The sequence below is a fragment of the Bacillus sp. FSL R5-0576 genome (assembly GCF_038004765.1).
GTDB classification, from domain to species: domain Bacteria; phylum Bacillota; class Bacilli; order Bacillales; family Bacillaceae; genus Bacillus; species Bacillus subtilis.
Window position 1 is genome coordinate 1,300,269 of record NZ_JBBORU010000001.1, and the last position, 15,738, is coordinate 1,316,006.

18 protein-coding genes and 1 riboswitch are annotated in these 15,738 nt (G+C 42.4%); of the genes, 12 read left to right on the forward strand and 6 right to left on the reverse strand.

Annotated elements, in window-relative coordinates; all coding sequences use genetic code 11:
- Positions 1-30: 30 nt before the first annotated feature.
- Genes mtnW through mtnD form a run of 4 tightly spaced genes read left to right on the forward strand, consistent with a single transcriptional unit; the run spans position 31 to position 3,090 of the window.
- Positions 31-1,248 (forward strand): 2,3-diketo-5-methylthiopentyl-1-phosphate enolase, encoded by a 1,218-nt coding sequence (gene mtnW, locus NX903_RS06765; protein ID WP_015483161.1) that lies wholly within the window; start codon positions 31-33, stop codon positions 1,246-1,248.
- Positions 1,245-1,952, forward strand: coding sequence for a 2-hydroxy-3-keto-5-methylthiopentenyl-1-phosphate phosphatase (mtnX, locus tag NX903_RS06770; RefSeq protein ID WP_003232486.1), 708 nt, complete (start codon positions 1,245-1,247; stop codon positions 1,950-1,952). The genes mtnW and mtnX overlap by 4 nt, the downstream gene beginning before the upstream one ends.
- On the forward strand, positions 1,910-2,539 hold the full coding sequence (locus NX903_RS06775; protein ID WP_086343770.1) for a methylthioribulose 1-phosphate dehydratase: 630 nt from the start codon (positions 1,910-1,912) through the stop codon (positions 2,537-2,539). Before mtnX ends, NX903_RS06775 begins: the two co-directional genes overlap by 43 nt.
- Before the next feature lie 14 nt (positions 2,540-2,553).
- Positions 2,554-3,090, forward strand: a complete 537-nt coding sequence (gene mtnD, locus NX903_RS06780; protein ID WP_086343771.1) for an acireductone dioxygenase — start codon at positions 2,554-2,556, stop codon at positions 3,088-3,090.
- Between the two features lie 40 nt (positions 3,091-3,130).
- Here mtnD and NX903_RS06785 read toward each other — a convergent pair whose 3' ends face one another.
- The gene (locus tag NX903_RS06785) at positions 3,131-3,451 is read right to left on the reverse strand and encodes a YkvA family protein (protein WP_086343772.1); all 321 of its coding nucleotides are present in this window, start codon (positions 3,449-3,451) and stop codon (positions 3,131-3,133) included.
- A gap of 202 nt (positions 3,452-3,653) precedes the next feature.
- Here NX903_RS06785 and spo0E point away from each other — a divergent pair, with 202 nt between their 5' ends.
- Both spo0E and NX903_RS06795 read left to right on the forward strand, forming a co-directional pair.
- Entirely contained in the window at positions 3,654-3,911 is a 258-nt protein-coding gene (gene spo0E, locus NX903_RS06790) for an aspartyl-phosphate phosphatase Spo0E (RefSeq protein ID WP_003232480.1), read from the forward strand.
- A gap of 85 nt (positions 3,912-3,996) precedes the next feature.
- On the forward strand, positions 3,997-4,428 hold the full coding sequence (locus NX903_RS06795) for a hypothetical protein (RefSeq protein WP_029726990.1): 432 nt from the start codon (positions 3,997-3,999) through the stop codon (positions 4,426-4,428).
- Between the two features lie 27 nt (positions 4,429-4,455).
- Here the strand turns inward: NX903_RS06795 and kinD are convergent, their stop codons facing one another.
- Positions 4,456-5,976, reverse strand: coding sequence for a sporulation kinase KinD (gene kinD / locus NX903_RS06800; protein WP_072557174.1), 1,521 nt, complete (start codon positions 5,974-5,976; stop codon positions 4,456-4,458).
- A 192-nt stretch (positions 5,977-6,168) separates the two neighbouring features.
- On the opposite strand from kinD, the gene mhqR reads away from it, so the two are divergent.
- Positions 6,169-6,606, forward strand: a complete 438-nt coding sequence (gene mhqR, locus NX903_RS06805) for a MarR family transcriptional regulator MhqR (RefSeq protein ID WP_003232475.1) — start codon at positions 6,169-6,171, stop codon at positions 6,604-6,606.
- 39 nt (positions 6,607-6,645) lie between these two features.
- Here mhqR and motB read toward each other — a convergent pair whose 3' ends face one another.
- From motB to clpE, 3 genes are all read right to left on the reverse strand, one after another.
- Complete coding sequence (gene motB / locus NX903_RS06810; protein ID WP_003232473.1) at positions 6,646-7,431, reverse strand: flagellar motor protein MotB; 786 nt, start codon at positions 7,429-7,431, stop codon at positions 6,646-6,648.
- Positions 7,403-8,215, reverse strand: a complete 813-nt coding sequence (motA, locus tag NX903_RS06815; protein WP_003238984.1) for a flagellar motor stator protein MotA — start codon at positions 8,213-8,215, stop codon at positions 7,403-7,405. The genes motB and motA overlap by 29 nt, the downstream gene beginning before the upstream one ends.
- Before the next feature lie 382 nt (positions 8,216-8,597).
- A complete protein-coding gene (clpE, locus tag NX903_RS06820) occupies positions 8,598-10,697 on the reverse strand; it encodes an ATP-dependent protease ATP-binding subunit ClpE (RefSeq protein ID WP_086343773.1) in 2,100 nt (699 codons plus the stop codon).
- Positions 10,698-11,061: 364 nt separating this feature from the next.
- Here clpE and NX903_RS06825 point away from each other — a divergent pair, with 364 nt between their 5' ends.
- The 5 genes from NX903_RS06825 to queF all read left to right on the forward strand — a co-directional run bounded on the left by NX903_RS06825 (position 11,062) and on the right by queF (position 14,758).
- Entirely contained in the window at positions 11,062-12,105 is a 1,044-nt protein-coding gene (locus NX903_RS06825; protein ID WP_015383514.1) for a YkvI family membrane protein, read from the forward strand.
- A gap of 138 nt (positions 12,106-12,243) precedes the next feature.
- Positions 12,244-12,288, forward strand: a riboswitch (PreQ1 riboswitch).
- A 129-nt stretch (positions 12,289-12,417) separates the two neighbouring features.
- Positions 12,418-13,077, forward strand: a complete 660-nt coding sequence (gene queC, locus NX903_RS06830; RefSeq protein ID WP_032725593.1) for a 7-cyano-7-deazaguanine synthase QueC — start codon at positions 12,418-12,420, stop codon at positions 13,075-13,077.
- Entirely contained in the window at positions 13,070-13,519 is a 450-nt protein-coding gene (gene queD / locus NX903_RS06835; protein WP_080009794.1) for a 6-carboxytetrahydropterin synthase QueD, read from the forward strand. The genes queC and queD overlap by 8 nt, the downstream gene beginning before the upstream one ends.
- Complete coding sequence (gene queE / locus NX903_RS06840) at positions 13,512-14,243, forward strand: 7-carboxy-7-deazaguanine synthase QueE (protein ID WP_003232460.1); 732 nt, start codon at positions 13,512-13,514, stop codon at positions 14,241-14,243. The genes queD and queE overlap by 8 nt, the downstream gene beginning before the upstream one ends.
- A gap of 17 nt (positions 14,244-14,260) precedes the next feature.
- Positions 14,261-14,758 (forward strand): preQ(1) synthase, encoded by a 498-nt coding sequence (gene queF, locus NX903_RS06845; protein ID WP_003218613.1) that lies wholly within the window; start codon positions 14,261-14,263, stop codon positions 14,756-14,758.
- Between the two features lie 571 nt (positions 14,759-15,329).
- Here the strand turns inward: queF and NX903_RS06850 are convergent.
- Positions 15,330-15,686 (reverse strand): winged helix-turn-helix transcriptional regulator, encoded by a 357-nt coding sequence (locus NX903_RS06850; protein WP_086343774.1) that lies wholly within the window; start codon positions 15,684-15,686, stop codon positions 15,330-15,332.
- Between the last annotated feature and the right edge of the window lie 52 nt (positions 15,687-15,738).

Sequence of the window (15,738 nt, forward strand, 5' to 3'; positions counted from 1 at the left end):
GATATGGATGAAAATGAAAGGAGCTCTGGCATGAGTGAGTTATTAGCGACATATCTCCTGACCGAACCGGGAGCCGATACAGAGAAGAAAGCAGAACAAATCGCAACAGGATTGACAGTAGGCTCCTGGACTGATCTGCCCCTTGTAAAACAGGAGCAAATGCAAAAGCATAAGGGGCGGGTGATAAAAGTTGAGGAGAGAGAGGGAACTGCTGCATCAGAAAAACAAGCGGTCATCACAATTGCCTATCCTGAAATCAATTTCTCTCAGGATATTCCGGCTTTGCTGACAACAGTGTTTGGCAAGCTGTCGCTGGACGGAAAAATCAAATTGATCGATCTTCACTTCTCTGAAGCATTTAAGCGTGCACTGCCGGGACCGAAGTTTGGCGTATACGGCATCCGGAAGCTGCTGGGAGAGTTTGAGAGACCGCTGTTAATGAGCATATTTAAAGGCGTAATCGGAAGGGACCTGAGTGATATTAAAGAACAGCTCCGGCAGCAGGCGCTTGGCGGAGTTGACTTGATTAAAGACGATGAAATTTTCTTTGAGACAGGTCTAGCGCCTTTTGAAACAAGAATTGCAGAAGGAAAGCAAATATTGAAAGAAACGTATGAGCAAACCGGACATAAAACGCTGTATGCGGTGAATTTGACCGGACGTACGGCTGATCTGAAAGACAAAGCTAGACGCGCCGCCGAGCTGGGAGCGGATGCGCTTTTGTTTAATGTCTTCGCTTACGGCTTGGACGTTATGCAAGGCCTTGCAGAAGATCCTGAAATCCCAGTTCCGATTATGGCGCATCCAGCAGTCAGCGGAGCGTTTACGTCTTCTCCGTTTTACGGTTTTTCTCACGCTCTTTTACTCGGAAAATTAAACCGATATTGCGGTGCTGACTTCAGCCTCTTTCCGTCTCCATATGGTTCGGTTGCGCTTCCAAGAGCAGACGCACTGGCGATTCATGAAGAATGTGTGAGAGAGGATGCTTTTAACCAAACATTTGCGGTTCCGTCAGCAGGCATTCATCCCGGCATGGTTCCGCTATTAATGCGTGATTTCGGCATAGACCACATTATTAACGCCGGAGGAGGCGTACATGGACATCCGAACGGTGCCCAAGGCGGAGGGCGAGCGTTCAGAGCCATTATTGATGCGGTCCTAGAGGCCCAGCCGATTGATGAAAAAGCCGAACAATGCAAGGATCTTAAGCTTGCGCTAGATAAATGGGGAAAGGTTGAAGCCGTATGACGACTCGAAAACCTTTTATTATTTGTGATTTTGACGGAACTATCACGATGAACGACAACATTATAAATATCATGAAAACATTTGCTCCCCCAGAGTGGGTGGCATTAAAAGACGGCGTACTTTCCAAAACGCTGTCGATCAAGGAAGGTGTCGGGCGGATGTTCGGCCTTCTGCCCAGCCGTTTAAAAGAAGAGATTACAAGTTTTGTATTAGAAGATGCAAAAATCAGGGAAGGCTTTCGGGAATTTGTAGCATTTATCAATGAGCACGAGATTCCGTTTTATGTTATAAGCGGTGGAATGGACTTCTTTGTATATCCTTTGCTTGAAGGCATTGTGGAGAAAGACCGCATTTATTGCAACCATGCTTCATTTGACAATGACTATATCCATATTGACTGGCCTCATTCCTGCAAGGGCACATGCAGCAATCAATGCGGGTGCTGTAAGCCGTCGGTCATCCATGAACTTTCTGAACCGAACCAATATATCATCATGATCGGTGATTCGGTTACAGATGTGGAGGCAGCAAAGCTGTCTGACCTATGCTTTGCAAGGGATTATTTATTAAACGAATGCCGGGAGCAAAACCTCAATCATCTTCCGTATCAAGATTTTTATGAGATCAGAAAGGAAATTGAGAATGTAAAGGAGGTACAGGAATGGCTGCAAAACAAGAACGCTGGCGAGAGCTCGCTGAAGTAAAAAGGGAATTGGCAGAGAGAGATTGGTTTCCGGCGACTAGCGGCAATCTGTCAATTAAGGTTACAGATGATCCTTTAACATTTCTCGTCACTGCAAGCGGAAAAGATAAACGCAAAGAGACGGTTGAAGATTTTCTGCTGGTTGATCAAAACGGAGAGCCTGCTGAAAGCGGGCATTCTCTGAAACCGTCAGCAGAAACGCTTTTGCATACACATTTGTACAATAAAACCAATGCCGGATGCTGCCTGCATGTCCATACGGTAAACAATAATGTGATTTCAGAGTTATACGGAGACCAAAAGAAAATCACATTCAAAGGCCAGGAAATTATAAAAGCACTCGGCTTGTGGGAAGAGAACGCAGAAGTGACCATTCCGATTATAGAAAATCCGGCACATATCCCGACGCTTGCGGCACTGTTTGCGGAAGAGATTTCAGAAGATTCAGGAGCTGTTCTGATCCGAAATCATGGTATTACGGCTTGGGGGAAAACAGCATTTGAGGCAAAAAGAGTGCTTGAAGCGTATGAATTTTTGTTCAGCTACCATTTGAAATTGAAAACACTCCAGCATCAGCTGGTTAAATAAAAGGAGGAATTGAAATGGCTACAATTCGAATTCATGATGAGGCAAATACAACGATTGAAAATCAAGAGGAAGTGGCAAGCTTTCTGGACAGTCAAGAGGTTATTTATGAGCAATGGGATATCACGAAGCTTCCGGAACATCTCTCAGAGAAATATGACCTGACAGAAGAAGAAAAACAGCAAATTCTTGATACCTTCGAAACTGAAATTAAAGATATCTCAACCCGCCGCGGCTATAAAGCCCAGGATGTTATTTCATTGTCAGACAGCAATCCGAAACTTGATGAACTGCTTGAAAACTTTAAAAGAGAGCATCACCATACAGACGATGAGGTTCGTTTTATTGTAAGCGGTCACGGTATTTTTGTCATTCAAGGCAAGGGCGGCACGTTTTTTGATGTCCGTTTAAACCCTGGAGATTTAATCTCTGTGCCTGAGAATATCCGCCATTACTTCACGCTTCAGGAGGACCGCAAAGTTGTCGCGGTGAGAATTTTTGTCACAACTGAAGGCTGGGTTCCGATTTATGAAAAAGACAGCGTGAATCAATAAGCATGAGAAAGCCCCGTTCATCGAACGGGGCTTTTTATATTTATTGCAAACGCCACTTTTCATACTGTGACAGTTCTTTTTTAATCAGTGTCCAAATCAAACTTAAAACAGCTGCATCGTCAATGAACCCAAGACCGAGGATTACGTCTGGAATGATATCGAGCGGCATGACGATATACAGGATTGCGGCAGTTAACAGCAAAAGTGTTTTAACCTGTGAACGAGGGTAGTCGCCATTTCGCCAATCGCGAAGCATCTGAAAAAAAGTAGTGATGTGCTGAATACATTTTTTTCGGTTTTTCCTTTTCAAAATTGCTTTTCCGCCTGCCGCTCCGAGCATAATTGCTTTCTTTTTCTTCATTGGGCATACCTCCTGCCTGGCGGCGTGTTTAAGATATTCTTCACCTGGGTATTGTTCTTCTAATCCTATCAATATATCTATTATACCTGAAAAATTAACTTATTTAATGAAAATATGTTTACAAATAAAGTATAATCTGTAATAATGCACAATAACCCAATCAAACTTGTTTCCTATTTCTTAGCGGCGAGGGGTGAAGTGAATGGGCGGTTCTTCTGAACAAGAAAGATTGTTGGTGTCTATTGATGAAAAAAGAAAGTTAATGATAGATGCCGCTAGAAAGCAGGGATTTACAGGGCATGACACGATCAGGCACAGTCAGGAGCTGGATTGTTTAATAAATGAATATCACCAGCTTATGCACGAAAACGAACATTCCCAAGGGATTCAAGGCCTTGTAAAGAAATTAGGCTTGTGGCCCCGCAGAGATGTTATGCCAGCATATGATGCAAATAAATAGCGGCCTATCAGATGCATATATAAAGAGAGAGCTTTTCGGAAGCGCTCTTTTTTTCTGGAAAAAATTCATATGAAAGAGGGAACTAATGAAAGAACTGGCGATTCTCATTACCGAAATGGTCAATCAATTTCATGATGCTTTTATTTCCTTATGCGGAATATTTGGCATTCATTTAACTGACAAAGAAATGCATTTTTGGGTGATCGGCATTTTTGGCATATTCTTTTTCGGCGTCACTCACGCTGTGTTTACATGGCTTTCTAAATGGAGTATGACAGCCTTGTCCTTTATCTATACCGTTACAGTCATCATTGTCATCGTATTTGCGATTGAGATTCAGCAAAAGGTGACGGGGAGAGGGAATATGGAGTTTTTAGATGCCACGGAAGGTATAAAGGGTTTTTTAGTATTTTTTATGTTTTTTTTGCTTTTGAAAATGCTGTTGCGTTTCATCAAAGTCCTTTTTTCTGGAAGACCAGCAAGCAAATCGAATGGCAATGCCCGATCACGAAGATAAAAAACCCTCCTGACATGGTCAGGGGGGCTATGAAGCGGATACGGGGAGGGTGATTGTCACCTCTGTGCCTCTTCGCACTTCACTTTCAATATGAATAGAGCCTCCGTACATCAGCACGATCCGTTTACAAACAACAAGGCCGAGCCCGGTTCCTTTTTCTTTAGAAGTAACAAAGGGAAGGAAGATGTGATCCAGCATTTCCTGAGAAATCCCTTCACCGTTATCCACAACTTTGATTATGGCTTTTTTATCTAAAGCTCCCAGGGAAATCGTTAGTTTGCCTCCTTCAGGCATTGACTCGAGGCCATTTTTTGCTACATTTAAAATCACTTGTTTAATATGATCTTTTGTACATTTTACGAGTAAGGGCTGCTCGGTTAAATACTGTAATTCGACTTCAACATTGTATAGATTGCCCTCAGAATAAATGATCGGCATAATCTCTCCGATAATGTCCTGAAGTGAGTTCAGCTCCCATTTTTCAGCTGTCGGCTTGCCGAGAACGAGAAACTCACTCACTATTTGATTGATGCGCTTTATCTCCTGTTCGATAATGGAGAAGTAAAGCTGATCTTCCTCACCTTTATATTTCTTTTGCAACAGCTGAATAAAGCCGCTTATCCCGGTGAGGGGGTTACGGATTTCATGGGCTGTGCTGGCAGCAAGCGTCCCGATCAGCTCTAATTTTTGCGCCTCGTTTTCTGAGCGCTCCAGCTGGGTCTGCCGCTTCAGCAAATAATACAGCACGAGAATAAAAAGGATATTCAGCAGAACAATAATACATGAAAGCGGAAGCACTAGGCTTTTCGTCAGTTCTTCTATTGTGACCGGGTTCGGATAGACTTTCATATTCCAGCTGATATCATCCAGATATCCGCTGACAGGTTTCTGATCCTCTGCATGAGAGGCTTGTCCGCTCGCAAAAATCATTTTCCCGTCTTGGTTTACAACTTCAATATAAACATCAGGGCTTAGTAAGTTAATGAGATTTTTCAAATAATCAATTTGAATAGCTGCGACAAGATAATCTGTCACATTACGTTTTGAGTCCAAAACAGGGACACAAATTGTGAAAATTGGCTGACCAGTAATTCTGCTCGAATAACTATCTGAAATGACTGTCTTTTTAGTTTCCTTTGCTTTTGTAAAAAAAGATCTGTCGGCCAGGTTTACTTTCGTTTTTAATTCGGTTGTGCTTGCGGTGACGTCTCCTTTGGCATTGAGAAAATAGAGACCGGAAAATCTCGGCTCTGAATCAAAGGTCTTTTCCAAAATTGACTGCATTTTCTTTATATCAACCGGTCTGTCGATGGCGATGGACAAGGAGGTCATTCTCGCCATTGTTTCTCCGATTAAATAATTGATTTTGTTGCGGTGAAGGTTTAGCAGGACACTTGCTTCTTGTTTATGTTCTGCAGCTATTGTATCTTTTTCTTTTTCATATACGAAAAAGCTGATGACGATTGCCGGAATCACGACCAGTATGATATAAAGTTTGACTCTCCCGCAGGCGCCTTTTAGTATTTTCAATTTGCATCGCTCCAACATACACCTGATTAGAGGTATTATATCATTGTTTCTTCTTCTTTAATAAGAAAAAATAACCAAAAAAATTAGAAAAAGATGTTGGCAAGCTTACATTTTAAAAAAGAAGAGAAATATTGGAAAGATTTTTATTGACATTTTGGTCTTTGTTTATTAATGTTTCTCTGTAACGGTTTCTAAAAGGATGATTGAGACATGACAGAAAAATCACTGAAGTTATTTATCGTGCTGTCGCGCGCGTATCGGTCTATTAACGATCATATGAATAAGCATATTCATAAGCATGGGCTGAATCCGACTGAATTTGCTGTGCTAGAGCTTTTGTACCATAAAGGCGATCAGCCGCTGCAGCAGATAGGAGATAAAATTCTCTTGGCTAGCGGGAGCATCACATACGTTGTAGATAAGCTGGAGCAAAAAGAACTTCTCATTCGGAAAGCGTCTCCTACAGACAGACGAGTGACATTTGCGCAAATTACTGAAAAAGGCATCGGTCTTTTGAACGATATTTTCCCTGATCACGCTGCTGAAATTGATGAAATGATCAGCGTATTAAGCGAAGAAGAGGTAGAGATGTGCACCGAAATGTTAAAAAGAGTAGGATTAAACGCAAAACAGTTTCATAATAAGTAAAAAAAGGAAGCCTGATATGTCACAAGGCTTCCTTTTTTGCTATTTTTCATTTGTTTCCGCTGCGCCTCTCGGCAAAATGAGAACTTCAACCCGCCGGTTTTTGCTTCGGCCTTCCGCAGTTTTATTGGAAGCCACCGGTTTATACTCGCCATAACCCTTGGCGCTGAACACTTTTGCATCGAGCTTGGGGTTTTCAATCAGGAGCCCCATAAAGTTTACCGCTCTCATGACGCTTAAATGCCAGTTTGATTGGAATTCAGAATTTTTAATTGGCATATTATCAGTATGTCCGCTGATAATGATATTTCTTGGCGGGTTAATCACAAGAAGATTTGAAATCTCTTTTGCAAGCGGCACATCTTCCTTACGGATGGTCGCTTTTCCAGAATCAAAGAAGATGCTGTCTTTAATCGTAATCAGAAGGCCTTCACTAGTCATCTTCGTCTCCAGCTGATGTTCCAGCTTTTTATCTTTGATGAACTTTTCCACCTGGCTCTTCACATTTTCAAGTTCTTCTTGATCAGCTGCTTTTTCTTTTTCTTTCTTGTTTTTCTCTTTCTCTTCTTTTTCCTTTTTCACTTCATCGATGCCGTCTGACTCGTTTTCAGGAGGAGTGACACTGGAGTAGTCCAGTACACCGGTGCCGCCTGTAAAAACTTCATTAAATGATTTTGAGAGCATTTGAAACTTAGCTGCGTCAATCGAGCTGCTCGCGTACAGCACAATAAACAATGCCAGGAGAAGAGTAAGGATGTCGGCGTAAGGAACGAGCCATGATTCATCAACGTGCTCGTCCTCATGCTTCTTCTTCTTTTTTCTCGCCATTTTGCGCCTCTCCTTGTTCTGCAAATTTCAAGCGGTCCTTCGCAGGAAGATACATTAAAAGCTTTTGTTCGATGACTTTCGGTGCTTGTCCTTCTAAAACGGATAAAACACCCTCAATCATGACCTCACGCAGTTTTACTTCTTGTTTTGATTTTCGTTTTAATTTATTTGCGAAAGGATGCCATAACACATACCCTGTAAAGATACCGAGAAGTGTGGCAACAAAGGCGGCACTGATGGCGTGTCCAAGCTCATCTGTATTGTCCATATGAGAGAGAGCGGCAATCAGCCCGATTACAGCGCCGAGTACTCCAAGTGTCGGGGCGTACGTTCCCGCTTGTGTAAAAATAGCGGCTCCGGCTTGGTGCCTGTCCTCCATTGCTTCGACTTCCTCTGTCATAATATCTCTGATAAATTCCGCGCTTTGCCCGTCAACAGCCATGCTGAGCCCGTTTTTCAAGAAAGCATCATCTACATCCTCAATGCTTGCTTCTAAAGCAAGCAGACCTTCGCGGCGTGCAAGCTGAGCCCATTCAGAGAACATAGGAATGAGTTCCTCTATTGTGAGCTGTTTATTTTCCTTAAATAACACTCGAAACAGCGCAGGCACTTTTTTAATTTCTTTTGTTGGGAACGCAATAACGACTGCTGAGATTGTCCCGGCGATAATAATTAAAATGGCAGCGGGGTTTGCAAGGGCGCTGAAACTGACGCCTTTCAGAACCATCCCGACGCTCAATGCTACAAAAGCAAGAATAATACCGATTAACGAAGTTTTATCCATAGTTTTCACCAAATCCTTTTTTACTAGCTTGTCTATGGTTAATATCGGTTTTGGTGCCCGGAACTTTAGGGACATTGTGAATTTGTTCATGAAATATTCAAGGAAGAGGCATAGAAGGGAGAAATAAACAAAAACGGGCTCTCCAAAATTGAAAAGCCCGGGGGTCTACTGAAATTGGCAGCTTTCTTGCAAGCTGTCCTTCAGATGGTATTCGTATAATAGTAGAAATACATATTCACTGTATATAAACATGTTCCATCCCTCCTTAAAAAAAGTGTAAAGGATGAAGGGAAGTAGCGCTTCAGGGAAAGGGACCGTATTTTCTAAGTCAAGAGTATGAAAGCATAAAAAAAGCGGCTTCCTTTAAGGAAACCGCTGATTGTTATTTCGCTCGCACTTTGATTTTATCATCTTCTAAAATCACGTGAAAACTTGTGATCTCGCCATTATCAAGCAGCAGATCGGTCATTTCATCCTCAACCCATTCTTGGATGGTTCTTCTAAGCGGACGTGCACCGAATGAAGGGTGGTAGCCCAGCTCAGCGATTTTTTCTTTCGCTTCATCTGTCACATTCAAGCTAATGCCCCGTTCAGCCAATGTTTCTTCAAGTTCTCCAAGAAGAAGGCTGACGATTTTGACAAGATGTTCTTTTTCCAATGAGCGGAACTCAATAATGCTGTCAAAACGGTTGAGGAACTCAGGTTTAAAGAACATGCTCAGTGAATCAATTAATGTTTGTTCTTCGATGACACTGTCATCTGATTGGAAACCGACTTTCGTTTGTTTCTCACCAGCACCCGCATTACTTGTCATGATGATCACTGTGTCTTTGAAGCTTACGGTTCTGCCTTGGCTGTCTGTCAGACGGCCATCCTCCATAATTTGCAGGAACATATGCTGAACGTCTGGGTGTGCTTTTTCAATCTCATCCAGCAACACAATGCTGTAAGGATTGCGGCGCACTTTCTCAGTTAATTGTCCAGCTTCCTCATGGCCGACATATCCAGGCGGTGAACCGATAATTTTAGATACGGCGTGTTTCTCCATGTATTCGCTCATATCGAGTCGGATAATAGCGTCTTTTGTGCCGAATAATTCATCTGCCAGTGTTTTAGAAAGCTCTGTTTTCCCTACGCCGGTAGGACCTACGAAGAGGAAGGAGCCGACTGGTCTGTTTTTGGATTTTAATCCGGCGCGGCTTCGTCTTACCGCTTTTGCCACTTTTTGAACAGCGGCTTCTTGTCCGATCACGCGTTCATGAAGTTTTGCTTCAAGCTCTTTCATTTTCGTTTGTTCGTCTGCCTGCAGTTTGCCGACAGGGATGCCTGTTTTTTGTTCAATAATTTCCTGAATGTGCTCAGCTTCCACAGTGACAGCGGTATGAGCGGAGGAGCTGTTCAGTTTTTTCTCCAATGCGAGTTCTTCATCACGGAGTTTTGCCGCCAGTTCGTAATTTTCTTCTTCCAGGGCTTTTGTTTTTTCGGCTTCAATTGCAGTTAAGCGTTCAGCGGCATCCTCATCATTCAGTTCATCAATTAACAGGTTGGCTTTTGAACCTGCTTCATCTAATAAATCAATTGCTTTATCCGGCAGGTGTCTGTCCTGAATGTAGCGGGATGATAAAGTGACACACGCTTTGATTGCTTCATCACTGAATGTTACGCTATGGTATGCCTCGTATTTGTCTTTAATCCCTTGCAGAATGAGGATAGCCTGTTCAATTGAAGGCTCCTGCACCATGACAGGCTGAAAACGTCTTTCCAGCGCGGCATCTTTTTCGATTTGACGATATTCTTTCAGTGTTGTCGCGCCAATGACTTGCAGTTCGCCTCTGGCTAGGGCCGGTTTGAGAATGTTGCCGGCGTCCATTGATCCTTCTGCAGAGCCTGCGCCGACGAGAAGGTGAATTTCATCAATGAACAGAATGACATTTTTTCGTTCCTTCAGCTCAGTGATCAGCTGTTTCATTCTCTCCTCAAATTGGCCTCTGATCCCTGTGTTTGCAACAAGGGATGCAACATCAAGCAAATATAGCTCTTTGTTTTTCAGTTTGTTTGGAACATCACCTTCAGCAATTTTTAAAGCGAGCCCTTCAGCGATGGCAGTTTTCCCTACACCCGGCTCACCAATAAGAACCGGATTGTTTTTGTTCCGGCGGTTTAGAATTTCGATCACTCGCGCCACTTCATCATCACGGCCGATGACGGGGTCAATGAGACCGGCTTTTGCACCGTTTGTAATATTTTGAGCCAGCTCATCAAGCAACCCTTTTTTTTCGCTTTGTTTTGCTGCGCTCTGTTCTTTCGGCTGGAATGCCTGTTCAAACGGAAATCCGAAAGATTGAGGACCCATACTCATTGAAGGTTTACGGGTCAGTTCGTTATAGCAAGTTTCACAAAGAACCATCTGTTTATGAACGGAATTTATTTGCATGTTAAGGCGAATCGTCGCCTCGTTTTGATGACAATGTTGACAACGCATTTGCCAAAACCTCCTTAATAATTTGATCATCTTTGACCAATGAAAGTGAATAAAAAGGTCTATTGGATTTGACCTTCTTTGACTATTAGTATACGGCAAACTTAACGGCATTCAAACCAATATGCTCAAAGCAGACTGAATATTTGACTATCTTTGACCAATTGATTTTTAAAAAAGGCCGGTTTGTTTGACCAACTTTGATTAATAGTATACTCTGACTATCTTTGACTTTCAAGTCTTATGCACAAAAATTTTTGATTTGTTACAAAGTAAAACATGTTTTCTTCGTCTTTTCAAGGAACTTGTCTCATAGGTTATAAAAAGGCATATATGGACAAAACTGCGGTTCGTTCGGAGGGAAGAAATGGAACAATCAAAAGGGTCTGCAAGTCAGCTTGCTTTTGTGTATGTCGGCACAGTAGTCGGAGCTGGATTTGCGACTGGGAGGGAAATTGTTGAGTTTTTTCTGAAGTTCGGCTGGTTCGGTTTATTCGGCATTCTCGTCAGCGGCGGAATGTTTACGTTACTGGGGGCCAAGCTGATGATCATTTCAAAGCGAATCAATGCCAAGTCATATCAAGAAATGAACATATTTTTGTTCGGGGCGACGGCTGGGCGGATTATCAATGTATTTATGCTGTTTGTTCTCCTTGGAGTTACATCTGTTATGCTTTCAGGGGCAGGGGCGCTTTTTGAGGAACAGCTGGGGATGTCCGCTCAGATTGGGATGCTCATTACAATCGGTCTGAGCTTAATTGTGATGACTAGAGGAGTAAAGGGCATTTTCGGTGTCAATGTGTTTGTTGTTCCTCTTTTAATCATCTTTTCAATGATTGTGGTGGCCGACTCTTTTATATTCAGCGAATCACGTAACGCAGCTCAGTGGGTCTGGCCACATCGCTGGGATTGGCTGTTATCAGCAGTTTCTTACGGGGCTTTAAATTTATCGCTTGCCCAAGCTGTTTTGGTTCCGCTGGCGAATGAAATGTCATCGGAGAAAGTGATAAAAAAAGGCGCTTTAATCGGAGGCACGATGCTGACGATTGTGCTGTCCGCGAGTTTTCTGTCTTTGTCGACTCTTCCGGATGTATTTTTGTATGATATACCGATGGCGCAAGTGGTTTATCTCTTTGCACGATCTGTCCATTTGATTTACTTACTCATTATTTTCGGAGAAGTGTTTACATCAGTTATCGGTAATCTATATGGATTAGAAAAACAAGTGCAAAGCTTTCTTCCAGTGAAAAGCAAATATATCTTTGCAGCCATTATGATCACGGCTTATATTACGAGCCAAATAGGGTACGGCAGGCTTATTTCAACGATTTATCCCTTGTTTGGCTATGTGAGCCTGGCCTTCATAGGCGCTTTGCTTTGCAAAAAAGCTCCTCGGCGGCGCAGTTTATAAATATATATAATGAAACGAACCGTCACTATAGAGCGATAATTGATCTAGGAACCGGGGACTGACTTTTTTATTGTCAAGAAAAACAACATTATGGTAAGATAGCAGAAGTGAAAAAATTGAAGAAAATCCGTGCGATATGCGGGAGAGGTTCTAGCTACACCCTCTATAAAAAACTAAGGACGAGCTGTATCCTTGGATACGGCCTTTTTTATGTTTTTCTAGAGCACCTTCCGAAAAAAGGTGTTTTTTTGCGTGAATTAGCTGTAGCGATATCTCTCGCCGACGTTTTTATTGCGGAGAAGGAGAGGAATCATGAAAAAAGAAAAAGCAATTGTCGTATTTAGCGGCGGTCAAGACAGCACAACATGCTTACTGTGGGCCTTAAAAGAATTCGAAGAAGTCGAAACGGTGACTTTTCATTATAATCAGCGACATTCGCAGGAAATTGAAGTGGCAAAATCCATTGCGGAAAAGCTTGGTGTGAAAAATCATTTGCTTGATATGTCACTTTTAAATCAGCTTGCACCGAATGCCCTGACTAGAAATGATATTGAGATAGAAGTAAAAGACGGAGAACTGCCATCCACATTCGTTCCAGGCCGCAATTTGGTTTTCTTATCCTTTGCGTCTATCCTGGCTTACCAAATTGGCGCGCGCCACATTATTACAGGAGTTTGCGAGACAGACTTCAGCGGTTATCCTGACTGCCGTGACGAATTCGTGAAATCTTGCAATGTCACGGTAAATCTGGCAATGGAGAAGCCGTTTGTGATCCACACGCCTCTCATGTGGCTCAATAAGGCGGAAACGTGGAAGCTTGCAGATGAGCTTGGCGCGCTGGATTTTGTGAAAAACAACACGCTGACATGCTATAACGGCATCATCGCAGACGGCTGCGGCGAATGTCCGGCATGTCACCTTCGTTCAAAAGGTTATGAAGAATATATGATGATGAAAGGAGAGCGTGCATAAATTGTTATCTCAAATTTATCCGCAGGCCCAGCATCCATATTCGTTTGAACTGAATAAGGACATGCATATCTCAGCCGCTCATTTTATCCCTCGGGAAAGTGCGGGAGCGTGCAGCAGGGTTCACGGGCATACGTATACCGTAAATATAACCGTTGCCGGCGACGAACTTGACGATTCAGGCTTTCTTGTCAATTTCAGCGTACTCAAAAAACTGGTGCACGGAAACTATGATCATACGCTATTAAATGATCATGAAGATTTTTCTCAGGATGACCGGTATTCGCTGCCGACAACTGAAGTCGTGGCGAAAACGATTTATGACAAGGTGCAGGCTTATTTAGACACTTTGGAGAATAAGCCGACCTGTGTACAGGTGTTTGTCCGTGAAACACCGACAAGCTACTGTGTCTACCGTCCGAAAAAGGGTGGTTTGAATGGCTAAAGGAATTCCTGTATTAGAAATTTTCGGCCCGACGATTCAAGGAGAAGGCATGGTGATTGGACAGAAAACGATGTTCGTCCGGACAGCCGGCTGCGATTATTCCTGCAGCTGGTGTGACTCCGCCTTCACTTGGGACGGGTCTGCTAAAAAAGATATTCGCTGGATGACGGCGGAGGAGATTTTTGCGGAGCTTAAGGACATTGGGGGAGACGCGTTTTCTCATGTAACGATCTCAGGCGGCAACCCGGCCCTGTTAAAACAGCTGGATGCTTTTATTGAACTGCTGAAGGAAAATAACATCCGTGCAGCGCTTGAAACTCAAGGGACCGTTTATCAGGATTGGTTTACGCTGATTGATGACCTGACAATTTCTCCAAAACCGCCAAGCTCAAAAATGGTAACGAACTTTCAAAAGCTTGACCACATTTTAACTTCACTTCAAGAGAATGATAGACAGCATGCTGTCAGCTTGAAGGTTGTCATCTTTAATGATGAAGATCTGGAATTTGCTAAAACTGTGCACAAGCGGTATCCGGGAATCCCGTTTTATTTACAAGTCGGAAATGATGACGTGCATACGACAGATGATCAGTCACTGATTGCACATTTGCTTGGAAAATATGAAGCGCTTGTTGATAAGGTAGCTGTCGATGCGGAGCTGAATCTCGTCAGAGTGCTCCCGCAGCTGCACACCCTGTTATGGGGCAACAAACGCGGAGTATAATAGAAAGGAAGATGAACATGACGACAAGAAAAGAATCAGAATTAGAAGGTGTAACATTGCTAGGCAATCAAGGTACAAATTATTTGTTCGAATATGCACCGGACGTGCTGGAATCCTTCCCGAATAAACATGTAAACCGTGATTACTTTGTAAAATTCAATTGCCCGGAATTCACATCTTTATGTCCTAAAACAGGCCAGCCTGACTTTGCGACAATCTACATCAGCTACATTCCTGATGAAAAAATGGTTGAAAGCAAATCATTAAAGCTGTATCTATTCAGCTTCAGAAACCATGGTGACTTCCACGAGGACTGCATGAATATCATCATGAATGACTTGATTGAATTAATGGACCCGCGCTACATCGAAGTATGGGGCAAATTCACGCCAAGAGGCGGAATTTCCATCGATCCGTACACAAACTACGGAAAACCTGGCACGAAATATGAGAAAATGGCCGAGTACCGCATGATGAATCATGATTTGTATCCGGAGACGATTGATAATCGTTAATTATTCCGTTGTGTGATACGGAGTGTGAAACGAAGTGGAGTCACAGTAAAATCCGAACATTCAGTGCTAATTTTCAGCGGAATTGTGACCGAGTCACAGCGAATTGTGACCGGAGTGTGACCCGCACTAAGCTCAATAAAAGTGGGAAAAGTCAAACCTGAAAATGGCTCTACTCATGGAAATTGTATTAAAAAGTGTCACCTGAGGTGCAACCTGAACTGTGACTTTTATGCAGTGAAAAATTGATAGTACAGAAGCAGATTAAGGCGTACAATTTGTACGTCTTTTCTTTTTTATCCGAATGAAAAAATGCCTATCTAGAGATCATAGGCATTAAATATTATTATCAATATCTTCATTTATTTTTTGGCTAAGTTTCTGAACCTTCTCTTTAACATTTGAAACAGCTCTTTTTTGAATTTCATCAAAGTTCTCCTGAATATAGTCGATGACACTTCTTATTAGAACTTCACTTTCAAAATTGAATATCTCATTTATTTCTGACTGTTCTTCATCTGTTAGGTGATGGTATTGAAGTTGTTTAGCATTTACTTCAGCAGCTACATCAATACTAACTTAGTTGTTCTGGTTGTACAATTTCATATTCACCTTCTGTATACTCTTGCTCTGCATAATGGCTTCCCCATTGACAGAGCTCCTGCAAGATAGGTTTAAGAGATTCTCCAAGTTCAGTGGATGAATATTCAACCTTCGGCGGTACTTGATTATACATCTTTCTGCTCACAAGTCCACTGGCTTCAAGCTCTCTAAGTGTTTGAATCAGCATTTTCTGAGTTATATTTGGGATAATGCGCTTTAATTCACTCGTTCTCTTTGGTCCATTCATTAAAAAGTATAATACAAGGCCTTTCCATTTTCCGCCAATAACTTCCTTTGTCACTTCAAACCCACAACTAAATTTTTTCATTGTCTAAAGCTCTCCATTCCACATTTATTACTTTTTAGTTACTATATCACAA

What these genes read in the sequence shown, in the direction of transcription:
- mtnW (WP_015483161.1), top strand. Translation starts at nt 31, where the DNA reads ATGAGTGAGTTATTAGCGACATATCTCCTGACCGAACCGGGAGCCGAT.
- mtnX (WP_003232486.1), top strand. Translation starts at nt 1,245, where the DNA reads ATGACGACTCGAAAACCTTTTATTATTTGTGATTTTGACGGAACTATC.
- NX903_RS06775 (WP_086343770.1), top strand. Translation starts at nt 1,910, where the DNA reads ATGGCTGCAAAACAAGAACGCTGGCGAGAGCTCGCTGAAGTAAAAAGG.
- mtnD (WP_086343771.1), top strand. Translation starts at nt 2,554, where the DNA reads ATGGCTACAATTCGAATTCATGATGAGGCAAATACAACGATTGAAAAT.
- NX903_RS06785 (WP_086343772.1), bottom strand. Translation starts at nt 3,451, where the DNA reads ATGAAGAAAAAGAAAGCAATTATGCTCGGAGCGGCAGGCGGAAAAGCA.
- spo0E (WP_003232480.1), top strand. Translation starts at nt 3,654, where the DNA reads ATGGGCGGTTCTTCTGAACAAGAAAGATTGTTGGTGTCTATTGATGAA.
- NX903_RS06795 (WP_029726990.1), top strand. Translation starts at nt 3,997, where the DNA reads ATGAAAGAACTGGCGATTCTCATTACCGAAATGGTCAATCAATTTCAT.
- kinD (WP_072557174.1), bottom strand. Translation starts at nt 5,976, where the DNA reads ATGTTGGAGCGATGCAAATTGAAAATACTAAAAGGCGCCTGCGGGAGA.
- mhqR (WP_003232475.1), top strand. Translation starts at nt 6,169, where the DNA reads ATGACAGAAAAATCACTGAAGTTATTTATCGTGCTGTCGCGCGCGTAT.
- motB (WP_003232473.1), bottom strand. Translation starts at nt 7,431, where the DNA reads ATGGCGAGAAAAAAGAAGAAGAAGCATGAGGACGAGCACGTTGATGAA.
- motA (WP_003238984.1), bottom strand. Translation starts at nt 8,215, where the DNA reads ATGGATAAAACTTCGTTAATCGGTATTATTCTTGCTTTTGTAGCATTG.
- clpE (WP_086343773.1), bottom strand. Translation starts at nt 10,697, where the DNA reads ATGCGTTGTCAACATTGTCATCAAAACGAGGCGACGATTCGCCTTAAC.
- NX903_RS06825 (WP_015383514.1), top strand. Translation starts at nt 11,062, where the DNA reads ATGGAACAATCAAAAGGGTCTGCAAGTCAGCTTGCTTTTGTGTATGTC.
- queC (WP_032725593.1), top strand. Translation starts at nt 12,418, where the DNA reads ATGAAAAAAGAAAAAGCAATTGTCGTATTTAGCGGCGGTCAAGACAGC.
- queE (WP_003232460.1), top strand. Translation starts at nt 13,512, where the DNA reads ATGGCTAAAGGAATTCCTGTATTAGAAATTTTCGGCCCGACGATTCAA.
- queF (WP_003218613.1), top strand. Translation starts at nt 14,261, where the DNA reads ATGACGACAAGAAAAGAATCAGAATTAGAAGGTGTAACATTGCTAGGC.
- NX903_RS06850 (WP_086343774.1), bottom strand. Translation starts at nt 15,686, where the DNA reads ATGAAAAAATTTAGTTGTGGGTTTGAAGTGACAAAGGAAGTTATTGGC.